The organism is Oceanicola sp. D3 (assembly GCF_006351965.1).
Classification (GTDB): domain Bacteria; phylum Pseudomonadota; class Alphaproteobacteria; order Rhodobacterales; family Rhodobacteraceae; genus Vannielia.
In genome coordinates this window covers 483,366-495,881 of the sequence record NZ_CP040932.1, presented here as the reverse complement: position 1 = coordinate 495,881, position 12,516 = coordinate 483,366, and the positions used below count along the sequence as shown (strand labels likewise).

General features: G+C 63.1%; 14 protein-coding genes. 3 read left to right on the top strand and 11 right to left on the bottom strand.

All coding sequences use genetic code 11. The features are described 5' to 3' along the window. Window positions 1–58 precede the first annotated feature (58 nt). The 3 genes from FHY55_RS02585 to FHY55_RS02575 all read right to left on the bottom strand — a co-directional run bounded on the left by FHY55_RS02585 (window position 59) and on the right by FHY55_RS02575 (window position 2,735). Window positions 59–1,375, bottom strand: a complete 1,317-nt coding sequence (locus FHY55_RS02585) for a replication-associated recombination protein A (RefSeq protein ID WP_140012704.1) — start codon at window positions 1,373–1,375, stop codon at window positions 59–61. 92 nt (window positions 1,376–1,467) lie between these two features. Next, window positions 1,468–2,055: an acyl-homoserine-lactone synthase gene (locus tag FHY55_RS02580; RefSeq protein ID WP_140012703.1), complete on the bottom strand. Its 588-nt coding sequence runs from the start codon at window positions 2,053–2,055 to the stop codon at window positions 1,468–1,470. Between the two features lie 68 nt (window positions 2,056–2,123). Continuing rightward, complete coding sequence (locus FHY55_RS02575) at window positions 2,124–2,735, bottom strand: autoinducer binding domain-containing protein (protein ID WP_140012702.1); 612 nt, start codon at window positions 2,733–2,735, stop codon at window positions 2,124–2,126. Window positions 2,736–2,814: 79 nt separating this feature from the next. On the opposite strand from FHY55_RS02575, the gene FHY55_RS20415 reads away from it, so the two are divergent. Then, window positions 2,815–2,985, top strand: a complete 171-nt coding sequence (locus FHY55_RS20415; protein ID WP_168222914.1) for a hypothetical protein — start codon at window positions 2,815–2,817, stop codon at window positions 2,983–2,985. Between the two features lie 112 nt (window positions 2,986–3,097). Here FHY55_RS20415 and rplQ read toward each other — a convergent pair whose 3' ends face one another. The 8 genes from rplQ to FHY55_RS02530 form a co-directional block, all read right to left on the bottom strand. Continuing rightward, window positions 3,098–3,514, bottom strand: a complete 417-nt coding sequence (rplQ, locus tag FHY55_RS02570; protein WP_140012701.1) for a 50S ribosomal protein L17 — start codon at window positions 3,512–3,514, stop codon at window positions 3,098–3,100. 131 nt (window positions 3,515–3,645) lie between these two features. Continuing rightward, a complete protein-coding gene (locus FHY55_RS02565; RefSeq protein ID WP_140012700.1) occupies window positions 3,646–4,662 on the bottom strand; it encodes a DNA-directed RNA polymerase subunit alpha in 1,017 nt (338 codons plus the stop codon). A 108-nt stretch (window positions 4,663–4,770) separates the two neighbouring features. Then, window positions 4,771–5,160, bottom strand: coding sequence for a 30S ribosomal protein S11 (gene rpsK / locus FHY55_RS02560; RefSeq protein WP_140012699.1), 390 nt, complete (start codon window positions 5,158–5,160; stop codon window positions 4,771–4,773). Window positions 5,161–5,175: 15 nt separating this feature from the next. Continuing rightward, window positions 5,176–5,544, bottom strand: a complete 369-nt coding sequence (rpsM, locus tag FHY55_RS02555) for a 30S ribosomal protein S13 (RefSeq protein WP_140012698.1) — start codon at window positions 5,542–5,544, stop codon at window positions 5,176–5,178. A 778-nt stretch (window positions 5,545–6,322) separates the two neighbouring features. Continuing rightward, complete coding sequence (locus FHY55_RS02545; RefSeq protein WP_140012696.1) at window positions 6,323–6,904, bottom strand: adenylate kinase; 582 nt, start codon at window positions 6,902–6,904, stop codon at window positions 6,323–6,325. Continuing rightward, window positions 6,901–8,280 (bottom strand): preprotein translocase subunit SecY, encoded by a 1,380-nt coding sequence (gene secY, locus FHY55_RS02540; protein WP_140012695.1) that lies wholly within the window; start codon window positions 8,278–8,280, stop codon window positions 6,901–6,903. Before secY ends, FHY55_RS02545 begins: the two co-directional genes overlap by 4 nt. 107 nt (window positions 8,281–8,387) lie before the next feature. After that, the gene (rplO, locus tag FHY55_RS02535; RefSeq protein ID WP_140012694.1) at window positions 8,388–8,861 is read right to left on the bottom strand and encodes a 50S ribosomal protein L15; all 474 of its coding nucleotides are present in this window, start codon (window positions 8,859–8,861) and stop codon (window positions 8,388–8,390) included. Window positions 8,862–9,033: 172 nt separating this feature from the next. After that, window positions 9,034–9,414, bottom strand: coding sequence for a hypothetical protein (locus FHY55_RS02530; protein ID WP_140012693.1), 381 nt, complete (start codon window positions 9,412–9,414; stop codon window positions 9,034–9,036). A gap of 257 nt (window positions 9,415–9,671) precedes the next feature. Between FHY55_RS02530 and FHY55_RS02525 the strand changes: the two genes are divergently transcribed. Together FHY55_RS02525 and FHY55_RS02520 are read left to right on the top strand one after the other, a co-directional pair. Continuing rightward, the gene (locus tag FHY55_RS02525; RefSeq protein ID WP_140012692.1) at window positions 9,672–10,850 is read left to right on the top strand and encodes an ammonium transporter; all 1,179 of its coding nucleotides are present in this window, start codon (window positions 9,672–9,674) and stop codon (window positions 10,848–10,850) included. A gap of 333 nt (window positions 10,851–11,183) precedes the next feature. After that, window positions 11,184–12,512 carry a DEAD/DEAH box helicase gene (locus FHY55_RS02520; protein WP_254695400.1) on the top strand — a complete coding sequence of 443 codons (1,329 nt, stop codon included), beginning with the start codon at window positions 11,184–11,186 and terminating at the stop codon, window positions 12,510–12,512. Window positions 12,513–12,516 lie beyond the last annotated feature (4 nt).

Below are 12,516 nucleotides of genomic sequence, written 5' to 3'. Positions count from 1 at the left end.
TGCACTCCGGCACAGAAATGCCATGCCCGAAAAGAGGCTTTGAAACAGGGGGTTGGCCTTAGCCTTTGTTTCGCTTGGCCCTGAGTCCCGCAAACCACTCCACGCGCTTTTTCAACTCACGTTCAAAGCCGCGCTCGACGGGCTGATACCAGACCGGGCGCTTCATGGTGTCGGGGAAGTAGTTTTGCCCCGAAAAGCCGTCTTCGGCGTCGTGGTCATATTGGTAGCCATCGCCATAGCCCTGCTCGCTCATCAGCTTGGTGGGCGCATTGAGGATGTGCTTGGGCGGTGGCTCGGAGCCGGTTTTCTTGGCAGCGGCGCGGGCGGCCTTGTAGGCGACGTAGACCGCGTTGGATTTGGGCGCGAGCGCGATGTAGGTGAGCGCTTGCGCCAGCGCCAGTTCGCCCTCGGGGGAGCCGAGCCGCTCATACACTTCCCAGGCATGCAGGCAGTGGGTTTGCGCGGCCGGGTCAGCAAGGCCGATGTCTTCCACCGCCATGCGGGTGATGCGGCGGGCCAGAAAGCGCGGGTCTTCTCCCCCCTCCAGCATCCGGGCGAACCAGTAGAGCGCGGCGTCCGGGTCAGAGCCGCGGACGGATTTGTGCAGGGCGGAGATCAGGTTGTAATGGCCATCGCCCGATTTGTCATATTGCGCGGCGCGGCGTTGCAGGCGGGCGGCAAGCGCCTTCGGGTCGAGCTTGGTATCGGTCTTCCAGCCCGCCACCTGCTCCACGAGGTTGAGCAGCGCGCGCCCGTCGCCATCGGCCATGCCAAGCAGGCTCTCGCGAGCCTCGCCGGTGAGCGGCAGCGCATGGCCCACCTCCTGCTCGGCGCGCAGCAGCAGCTTTTCGAGCGCCTTGCCGTCCAGCCGGTTGAGCACCAGCACTTGCGCGCGGCTCAGGATAGCGGCGTTGAGCTCGAAAGACGGGTTCTCGGTGGTTGCCCCGACGAGCACGATGGTGCCGTCTTCCATATGCGGCAGAAAGCCGTCCTGCTGCGCCTTGTTGAACCGGTGGATCTCGTCGACGAAGAGCAGCGTGCCCTGCCCGTTGCTGCGGCGGTGCTTGGCCGCTTCAAAGACCTTCCGCAGCTCGGGCACGCCGGTGAAGATGGCGCTGATCTGCACGAAGGCGAGGTCGGTTTCATGGGCGAGCAACCGGGCGATGGTGGTTTTGCCCACGCCCGGCGGGCCCCAGAGGATGAGTGACGAGAGGCTGCCCGAGGCGAGCATTGCGCCCAATGGCGCATCGGGGGCAAGCAAATGCTCTTGCCCGATCACCTCCTCCAACCGCGCCGGGCGCAGCCTGTCGGCCAGCGGGCGCGGGGCGCTGCCTGCGGCGGGCTCTGAGGCGGAGGTGTCGAAGAGATCGGCCATGGGCCAGATGTAGGGCGTTGCGCGGGCAAGGGGAAGCGTTTCGCCCGGGGCAGCGCAGGGCCGCCCCGGGCACACGACAAGGGTGTCGCGGGTTAGTGCATGTTGTCGCGCAGGTCGATCGACACAACCTGGTTGTCATGGCCGTCGAAATCCATCACCCGGCCAGCGGCCTTGGCCTTGAGCCCGCAGCGCCCGGCCCAACGCGGCCAGTTTGCGGGAATCAGGCCAAGCACCTCGGATGCGCCCAGTTCGCGGGCCGCGTTTGTCATCTCCATGATCAGATGCGCGTGCACCCGGCGGCGGATGTTCATCGGCGTGGTGTGGCTGACGAAGACGCGGCTCGATTCCCAGACCGTGTCAGAAACCGGGGCTTCGTAGTCGAGCAGATCGGCGGGGATGGTATCGAGCAGCTGCCTTTGCGCATCGCGGATCATGTAGCTGTAGATGCCGCAGCGCGCCGTGGTGGGCGTCAGCCGGATACCGGCAAGAATCTCGGTGCCGTCATGCACGGCAACCCAACGCGAGGCGGGGGTGTCGTACTGGTCGAATTCCATGCCCATCGCCTCGGGCAGATCCCAGTTGTTCTGCACGATAAAGCTTTGTTTTCGGGCGCGAAAAAGGTTGGCAAAGAGTTCGCCGTGGTTGTGAAGGTTGGCGAAAGAGAGGGTGGTGGTTTGCATCGCATTTCTCCTGCTTGCTTGGGTGGTTGGTAAAGCAAGCCCTGCGCCTAGCAGGAGAGGTCGGCACGCTAGAGCAGTCTGTATTCCTTGGCCCGCTGGAGCGCCTCGGCCGTGGTGCGGGCGCGAAGCCTTTCCCGTGCGGCGGTGAGGCGGGCCTTGAGCGCGCTTTCGGAGATGTTGAGTTTGGCAGCTGCAGCAGTGTGACGATCCCCTGCTGCAATCAGGCGCAGAGCATCTATCTGTGCCTGGGTCAAACTTTCCGGAGGCTCTGTCAGGTCGTGCAGCCTGCGAATGATCTTGCCGATCTCGGCCATCTCATCCGCTTCAAATTCGCGGTCTGCTCGCGCTGCTCCTGCAATGGTGCGTGAAGAAATCGGGCCACAAGAAACCTGCACCCCGTACTTCAGGCCAAACTCCGCGGCTTCTTCCAGAATGCCGAATGGGTCCGGCAATTCCAGTTCACTCCACCGCGTTTCCCCTTCTGTGGAAAACCCCCAGGCGATCATCGGATCACGCATGACGTAAGCCTGCGCAGTATAATGATCGGTCCATGCCTGATTGTAAGTTTGAAAGGTAACAAGCGGAGAAGCGAACCGAATATGTAATCCGGCGTGGTACCCAGCAGGGGCCAGTTTGCTGAGGGCCGCGAGTTCCCTATCAATCCTTTGTTTGTCAGACATGTCTTTTTAGACAAGTTGCCACAAATCCAGTCAACCTTAAATTGAGCCCCAGTGAACACACCGAATGGAGTGTTGTTGAATGCAACAAATGAAGCCGGAAACCTTTGCGCAGCTCATGAGGCTGCCCGTCCTGCTTCGCGCCGATCTGTTGGAATTTATCGGATCGACGCCTGTGGCAGATGGGCAAATCCTGTCCCTCATCGAAAAACTGGCCGCCGGAGAATCGCCCGGGGTAGGCCACGCAGCCTGAAGCGCTTTCGAAGCGAGGAGAACCCCGCTTCGCCGCGACCAAGGCGGAACACAGAAAAAGGCCCGCATGAGAACCATGCGGGCCTTTTCGTGTTCGGTGTGGTCGCGCGGCTTTATTCGGTGGCTTCTTCAGCCTCAAGGCGGGCCTTGTCGGCGGCGCCCTTGGCGTCCACGTCGCGGTCGACCAGCTCGATGATGGCCATCGGGGCCATGTCACCGTAGCGGAAGCCGGCCTTCAGCACGCGGGTGTAGCCGCCGGTGCGCTCGGCGTAGCGCGGGCCGAGCACTTCGAAGAGCTTGGCAACGTAGGCGTCCTGCTTGAGGCGCGAGGATGCCTGACGGCGGGCGTGCAGATCGCCGCGTTTGCCGAGGGTGATGAGCTTGTCCATGATCCGCTTCAGCTCTTTGGCTTTCGGCAGAGTGGTTTTGATCTGTTCATGCTCGATGAGCGAGCCGGCCATGTTGGCAAAGAGCGCCTTGCGGTGCTCGTGGGTGCGATTCAGGCGGCGGTATCCGCGGGCGTGACGCATGTTTCTTCTCCTAAAAGGTGCCCTCTACGGGCTGTTTTGCTTTGTCTGGCCGGCGTGCGTAGCGACGGCTCTCCTTGGGGCAGAATGCCCGGGTCGTATGTGGGGCGCGCCGGAGCGCACCCCACGAATTCTCAGAACTGGTCTTCGAACTTCTTGGCCAGATCTTCGATGTTCTCCGGCGGCCACTCTTCGACGTCCATGCCGAGGTGCAGGCCCATGCCCGAGAGAACCTCTTTGATCTCGTTCAGCGACTTGCGGCCGAAGTTCGGGGTGCGGAGCATCTCGGCTTCGGTCTTCTGGATCAGGTCGCCGATGTAAACGATGTTGTCGTTCTTCAGGCAGTTCGCAGACCGCACCGAAAGCTCCAGCTCGTCCACCTTCTTCAGCAGAAGCGGGTTGAACTCGAGGCCATCGTCCTCGTCCTGGCGGCCAGCGGCCTCGGGCTCGTCGAAGTTGACGAAGATCGAGAGCTGGTCCTGCAGGATGCGGGCGGCAAAGGCCACGGCGTCATCCGGCGTCACCGAACCGTCGGTTTCGAGCTTCAGCGTCAGCTTGTCATAGTCCAGCACCTGGCCCTCACGGGTGGGCTGCACATCGTAAGACACCTTCTTGACCGGCGAGTAGATCGCGTCGATCGGGATCAGGCCGATGGGCGCGTCTTCGGGGCGGTTCTTGTCAGCCGCCACGTAGCCTTTGCCGGTGTTCACGGTCAGCTCGACGTAGAGATCGGCACCGTCATCGAGGTGGCAGATCACGTGTTCCTTGTTCAGAACCTCGATGCCTGCGCTTTCCGAAATGTCGGCAGCGGTCACGACGCCCGGGCCCTTGGCCGAGATCGAAACGCGCTTGGGCCCGTCAACTTCCATACGGATGGCGACGCCCTTGAGGTTGAGCACCACGTCGGTGACGTCCTCGCGGACGCCTGCAATGGAGGAAAACTCATGCAGCACGTTGTCGATCTGAACGCTGGTGATCGCCGCGCCTTGCAGCGAGGAGAGCAGCACGCGGCGCAGCGCGTTGCCGAGCGTCAGGCCGAAGCCCCGCTCCAGCGGTTCAGCCACGACGGTGGCCTGACGCGCGGGGTCATTGCCCGGCTTCACGTCAAGCTGCGTGGGTTTGATGAGTTCCTGCCAGTTTTTGTGGATCATGTGTATGTCGCCTCCATACCAGTTCGCAGCCCATGTCCCTGCCTGCGAACGCCCGAGGATAAAATGACATGCCGGGCGGCCTCGGCCCCCCGGCAGAATGTGCTCAATTCAGACCCGGCGACGCTTCGGCGGGCGGCAGCCGTTGTGGGCGATCGGGGTGACATCACGGATCGAGGTGATGTTGAACCCGACAGCCGCCAGCGCACGCAGCGCGCTTTCGCGGCCCGAGCCGGGGCCCTGCACCTCAACCTCAAGCGTTTTCACGCCGTGGTCCTGTGCTTTTTTGCCGGCATCCTCAGCAGCCATCTGGGCGGCGTAGGGGGTCGACTTCCGGGAGCCCTTGAAGCCCATCGTACCGGCGGAGGACCATGCGATTGCATTGCCCTGAACGTCGGAGATGAGGATCTTGGTGTTGTTGAACGAAGAGTTCACATGCGCAACGCCAGCGGCGATGTTCTTGGAAACCTTCTTCTTCGTGCGGCGGGTATCACGTGCCATCTGTGCAGCCCTCCCTTATTTCTTCTTGCCGGCAATGGCCTTTGCGGGGCCTTTGCGGGTGCGAGCGTTGGTGTGGGTCCGCTGACCGCGCACCGGGAGGTTGCGACGATGGCGCAGGCCGCGGTAGCAGCCGAGGTCCATCAGGCGCTTGACGTTCATCTGCACGTCGCGGCGAAGGTCGCCTTCGACGGTGTAGTTGGCGTCGATGTGTTCGCGCACGGCGAGCACTTCGGCGTCAGACAGTTCGTTCACGCGGCGGGTCAGGTCGATGCCAACGGCCTCGCAGATTTTGCGGGCGGAATCGTTGCCAATGCCGTGGATGTAGGTGAGCGCGATCGGAACGCGCTTAGCAGTCGGGATGTTAACCCCAGCGATACGGGCCAAAATGGTCTTCCTTCGGTTGCGGTTCCGTGCTGCCAGAACCTTTTTTCACAACAGAGGCCCGAAGGGTTTGCGCCCTCGGGCCGATGGGTGGCTCATCCGAGTCGCGACAGGCGATTCCCGGTTGAGAAGCGCCCAAGTAAGGGGATTTGGGCGGCGCGTCAAGGGCACGTTCAGGATTTGTCAATCCCGACGTGTCGGGCGCCGCTCTCTCGGGCAGGATGCAGCAAAATCCCGACTGAGGGAAGCCTGCTCCGAACGTCCTGACAAACCAAATTATCCGGCAAGCTAATAATGTGACAAGCCCCGCCTACCAATAAGCTTGGAGCGCGCGGTCCCAAAACCAGCTACGTAGCTACGCAATCTATCGGTGGTTCGTATTATGCAAAGGTGCCACCCTGACTTCGCCATTGTCGAAATGAATCCAATAGCCGTTCCGCTCGAACAGTTCCGCGATGCGCTCGGCCTCTTTCCGATGCCGTCGAGCTTCGATCCACTCTACAAGTGTATAGATCACGAAAGCTAAGGTTAGACCGCTCGTGAGCCCTCTGATGTATGGACCTTCAGTTGAAAGCACGGCGGACAGAAATCCAACAACCGCCAAACCGAGTAACACCTCGGCACTTTCTCTCATCCGGATGCGCATCATACGCGAGGCAGACTCAAATCGGTCTGCATCGAGTTGCAAGCCTTTTGGGACACCGTTCACTATGCCCCTCCTCTGAATTGTCGGACGCCGCTGGCAACAAGCCTGAAGGTCGGGCCAGCTGACTCGGTGCCGTCAAGCCAGGCCCAGCTTCTCGCGCACGCCTTTCGAGACCTCTTCGATCGGCGCGAGGCCATCGGTGCGGGCGTAGAGGCCCTTGGCGTAGTAGTAGCCAACTAGTGGCGAGGTCATCTTGTAGTAGGCGAGCAGGCGGGTCTTGAGGCTTTCCTCGTTGTCATCCGCGCGGGCTTCGCCGCCGGCGGCTACGGCCTCGCGGGCGCGGTTGAGGATGCGCTCCACCAGCGCCTCGTCGTTCACCCGCAGCTCCAGCGCCACGTCGAGCGGCTGGCCAAACTCGGCCAGCAATTCGCCAAGCGCATCGGCCTGCTTGAGGGTGCGGGGGAAGCCGTCGAAGATGTAGCTCTTCTCGGGGGCCTCTTCGAGCTTTTCACGGATAAGGCCGATGACGATCTCGTCGGTCACCAGGTCTCCGCGGTCCATCACCTCGGCGACGCGCTTGCCCATTTCGGTGCCCGATGTGCGCGCGGCGCGCAGCATGTCACCGGTGGAAAGCTGCACCATGCCTTCGCTCTCGACGAGGATCTTGGCTTGTGTGCCCTTGCCCGCGCCCGGCGGTCCGAGAAGTATAATGTTCATCTGCGAGCTGCCCCCCTCCGGCCACGACCTCCACGCTTTTTACCGCGTAGCTGCGAACGCTCAATGAGATTTTCGTACTGGTGTGCCAGAAGGTGCGACTGGACCTGCTGAATGGTGTCCATGCCAACCGACACGATGATCAGGATCGAGGTGCCGCCGAAGTAGGCCGTGATGCCCAGGCCGCCGCGCACCATTTCGGGCAGCAGGCAAACCAGAGCAAGGTAGGCCGAGCCGAGCACGAGGATGCGGTTGACGACATACTCGAAGTATTCGGCGGTGCGCTTGCCGGGGCGGATGCCCGGGACAAAGCCGTTCTGGCTCTTCAGGTTGTCGGCGACGTCGTCCGTTTTGAACGAAACGTTGTGGGTGTAGAAATAGGTGAAGAACACGATCATCCCGGCGAAGAACAGCAGGTAGAGCGGCTGGCCGGGGCCGAAGTAGGCGAGGATTGTGCTCATCACCGGCCCGGTCTGGTTGCCCGAGAAGGTGCTGATGGTGGTCGGCAGCAGCAGCAGCGAGCTGGCGAAGATCGCCGGGATCACGCCCGCCGGGTTCACCTTGATCGGCAGGTGCGAGGAGCCACCGTCATAGACCTTCATGCCAACCTGACGGCGCGGGTACTGGATGTGGATCTTGCGCAGGCTGCGCTCCATGAACACCACGAAGGTGAGCACGGCGAAGACCATGAAGATCACGCCAATCACCACCCCGCCCGAGATGGCCCCGGTTTGGCCCTGCACGAAGAACTGCGCCAGCGCGCCGGGCAGCTCGGCAACGATGCCGACGAAGATGATGAGCGAAATGCCGTTGCCGATGCCGCGGGCGGTGATCTGCTCACCGAGCCACATCAGGAACATGGTGCCGCCCACCAGCGTCACAACGCAGGACGCGATGAAGAACAGGCCCGGATCGTTGACGAAGGGCACACCATCGGCAGAGCCGTTCTGCAGCGAGACCGCAAGGCCATAGGCCTGAAAGGTCGCCAGCGCCACGGTGCCGTAGCGGGTGTACTGGTTGATCTTCTTGCGGCCCTGCTCGCCCTCTTTCTTCAGCTGCTCCAGCGCCGGCACCATGGCCGTGAGAAGCTGCACGATGATCGAGGCAGAGATGTAGGGCATGATGCCAAGGGCGAAGATGCCCATCCGGCCGATGGCGCCGCCGGTGAACATGTTGAGCACACCGCCCAGGCCCTGGCTCGCCTGCTCCACGAAGGCCCGCAAGGCGGTGCCGTCGATGCCGGGCACCGGGATGTAGGTGCCGAGGCGATAGATAATCAGCAGCCCGAGAGTGAAGAAGATACGCTGCCGGAGCTCCGGGGCCTTGCCGATGGCCCCCCAGCTCATGTTGGCGGCCATTTGCTCTGCTGCTGATGCCATGGAGTGTGCTCTTTTCGTTATGCCGATGCGCCGCCGGGCCCTGTCAGGACCGGCGGCGCATGTATGTCATTAGCCATGTAGGGGCCTGCGCCGCCAGCGACAACCGTTTACTCGGAAGCCTGCGCCGCGGCTGCGACCGAAAGCGAGCCGCCAGCCTTCTCGACGGCCTCGATGGCCGACTTGGAAGCGCCGGTCACGTTGAGCGCGACTTTCGCAGTCAGCTCACCCTTGGCGAGGATGCGAACGCCATCGAGCTTGCGGCGCACGAGGCCCGAAGCCACCAGCGCGTCTTCGTCGATGGAACCGGCTTCAAGCTTGCCCGCGTCGATGAATTTCTGGATCAGGCCGAGGTTGACCACGGCGAACTGCTTGCGGTTCGGCTTGTTGAAGCCGCGCTTGGGCAGACGCTGGTAGATCGGCATCTGGCCGCCCTCGTAGCCGTTGATGGCCACACCCGAACGGGACTTCTGACCTTTGATACCACGACCGGCGGTTTTACCCTTGCCGGAACCGGGTCCACGGCCCACGCGCTTTTTGGAATGGGTGGAGCCGTCGGCGGGACGGAGTTCATTGAGTTTCATATCGCTTCTCCTTGGCCGGACGCGCCCCCGAAGCGAAATGGGCGGCCACGGCGTTTCTTGGTTGGTGAATCAGGCCTTTCGGCCACCGGGGGCGTATAGCGGCGGCGGGCGGGGCGTTCAAGCCTTTCCTCGCTGGGGTTCCGGCCCAAGGCCTCGCCCGCCACCGGAGCGCTTATGGCTTGGCCACGTGCCAAACGCCGCCCACGCCATCGCCGGTCATCTCGCCGGGCGCGCTGTCACCGGCCCAGAGGTAAAGCGGCTGCCCGTTATAGGTGACCTGACGGGTGCCATCGCGGCGCTCGGTCAGGGCAAACCCCTCGGGCAGCGCGGCACCGGCCTCGGCCAGCACCGGAGGCCAACTGCCCGCGCATCCGTCATAGCAGCTGGAGGTGGCGCCATCGTCCTTGTCGAAGGTGTAAAGCGTCATCTGCGCCGCGTTCACCAGCACGCGCTGGCCATCAATGTCGAACGTGCCAACAGCCGCGCCGCCATGAGCATCAGCCAGCGCCACGCCGGGGATGAGGAGAAAGGCGAGAAGGGAATTCTTGATCATTTGAATAGCTCCGAATGAATGACAAATCGTGGCCTGCACCATGCAGACACCTCCCTTACGCCCCGGGTGCCCGGTTTATTCGCCGCGAGCAGCATTTTCTTTTCTGTTATTTTTTTGTGCAGGCCCCCGCCATTTCGCCCATATGGCGTGCATTTACCGAAGCGGCGCGAAGAAAGGCACAACCCGAGGCACTCGCCGCTTTTCTTTGCACTGCGCGAGGGCTCTTTCACCGGCGTTCAAACCGAGGAGGGGACGAGATGGTTGGAGCCGATACCGCATGGATCATCGTGGCCACAGCGCTGGTGCTGATGATGACGCTGCCGGGGCTGGCGCTTTTTTACGGCGGGCTTGTAAGGGCACGCAACGTGCTCAGCGTCTTTATGCAATGCTATGCCATCGCGTGCTTGATGAGCGTTCTCTGGCTCGCCGCCGGATACTCCATTGCCTTTGGCGAGGCGACGAGTTGGTGGGGCGGCTATGACAAGCTGTTCCTGATGGGCGTCACCGCCGACAGCCTCTCAGGCACCCTGCCAGAAATCCTCTTTTTCGCCTTCCAGATGACCTTCGCCATCATCACACCGGCCCTCATCGTCGGGGCCTACGTGGAGCGGATCGGCTTTGGCTTCGTCCTGCTCTTCTCCGGCCTCTGGATGCTGCTGTGCTACGCGCCGGTGGTGCATTGGATCTGGGGCGGCGGCTTTTTGGCCGATGGCGGGATCTTCGGCGAAACCGGGGTGAAGGATTTTGCCGGTGGCATCGTAGTGCATGAAACCGCCGGGATCGCCGCGCTGATCCTTGCCGCCGTGCTTGGCCGCCGGAAGGATGACAACAAGCCGCCACACAACCCGGGCTATGTGGTTATCGGGGCTTCGCTGCTCTGGGTCGGCTGGTTTGGCTTCAACGGCGGCTCGCAGCTGGCGGCAGATGGCGGCGCGGCCATGGCACTGACCGTCACCCATATCTCCGCCGCAACGGCCACCCTCACCTGGGCGCTCTGGGAGAAGATCAAATACGGCAAGGCCTCCGTCGTGGGCGCCGTCACGGGCACCATCGCCGGGCTGGCCTCGATCACCCCGGCCTCGGGCTTTGTCGGGCCAATCGAAGCGCTGGTGATCGGCGCTGTGGCCGGCATCCTCTGCCAAGAGGCGGTGGGCCTGATCCGCAACAAGGTGCGCATCGACGACACGCTCGACGTGATGGCGGTGCATGGCGTGGGCGGCATCTTCGGCACCATCATGATCGCGGCCTTTGGCGCGGGCAGCTGGGCGGCGCAGCTTGGCTCGCTCGCCATTGTCGGGGTGTTCACCATCGTCGTCACCTTCGCGCTGATCTACCTCTGCCGCCTGATCACCCCGCTCCGGGTGGACGAGGAGACCGAGCACAACGGGCTCGACCTCGCAGTGCACGGCGAAAGCGCCTACGACCACAATTCGTAAGGCGGGCAGAACGGCAACGCCCCGGTGTTTCGGCACCGGGGCCGACGCCATTCATTGACTTTCAACACATTACCCCTCATATGCCCCTCATGCCGCACCCGCCGCGTGAGCGGGGCAGCGTGGCGATACGATTAACAAAACGGCCCGCACGGCACTTTCTTCAAAAAATTGGTTCCCAGATCACGCGGGGGGTCAGACGCCAAGGCAAGCATGAGGGCAATCCGGCCCCGATGTGGTGCTTTGCGCGCAACCCAACTGTGACGCGCTGCCCGCGATGGGCCGCGCCCGCTATTTGCGGGTGGCCTCTGCCGCTCGCCCGAAAAGGACGATCCTTTGGATTTCGACATGCTGGGCCTTCCGCCCAAACTCCTGGCCAACCTGGCCGAAATGAACATCACCAAGCCGACGCCGATCCAGACCAAGGCCATCCCCCACGCCATGAACGGGCGTGACGTGATGGGCCTTGCCCAGACCGGCACCGGCAAAACCGCCGCCTTCGGCCTGCCCATCGTTTCCGCCCTGCTGCGGATCGAAGGCAAGCCCGACCCGAAGGCCGTGCGCGGCCTCATCCTTGCCCCCACCCGCGAACTCGCCAAGCAGATCGTCGAGAACCTGCAGGGCTACGCCAAGGGCACGCAGCTGCGCACCAACCTCGTGGTTGGCGGTGTTTCCATCAACCCGCAGATGCAGAAGCTGGGCCGAGGCACCGACCTGCTGGTGGCCACCCCAGGCCGGTTGATCGACCTGCTCGAGCGCAAGGCCGTGCGGCTCGACAAGGCCCGCTTCCTCGTGCTCGACGAGGCCGACCAAATGCTCGACATGGGCTTCATCCATGCCCTGCGCCAGATCGCGCCACTGCTGCCGAAAGACCGGCAGACCATGCTGTTCTCGGCCACCATGCCGAAACTGATGGAAGAGCTCTCGACCTCTTACTTGACCGACCCGGTGAAGATTGAAACCGCACCAGCAGGCAAGCCCGCCGACAAGATCGACCAGTGCCTGCACTTCGTCGATCAGGGCGACAAGCAATCGCTGCTCATCGAGCACCTCGCCAAGCACCCCAAAGAGGCGGCGCTGGTGTTTTCGCGCACCAAGCACGGCGCGGAGCGGATCAAGAAAAATCTTGAGAAGGCTGGCTTTGCCGCAGGCTCGATTCACGGCAACAAGAGCCAGGGCCAACGCGACCGGGCGCTTTCAGGCTTCCGTGAAGGCGAGCTGATGGTGCTGGTGGCCACTGATGTGGCTGCGCGCGGCATCGACATCCCCGAGGTGCGCTATGTCTACAACTACGACATGCCAAACGTGCCCGACAACTACGTGCACCGCATCGGGCGCACCGCCCGCGCGGGCCGTGACGGCACCGCCATCGCCTATGTCTCCGCCGAGGAGATGGGCGAGCTGAAGGATGTGCAGAAGGTGATGGGCAAGAGCATCCCCGTGGCCTCCGGCGAGGCATGGGAGCCGGTCAAGCGCCCAACCCGTGGCGGCGGCGGTGGCCGTGGCAAGCCCGGTGGCGGTGGTGGTCGGCGTCGCGGTGGCGGCGGCGGCGGTGGTGGCCAGAAGGCCGCCCGCCCCGCAGCGGCAGCGCCCAAGCCCGGCGGGCAGAAGCGCCGCAGGCCGCGCCGCTCCAAGGGTGGTGGCGGCAACCGCGCAGCCTCCTGAAAAA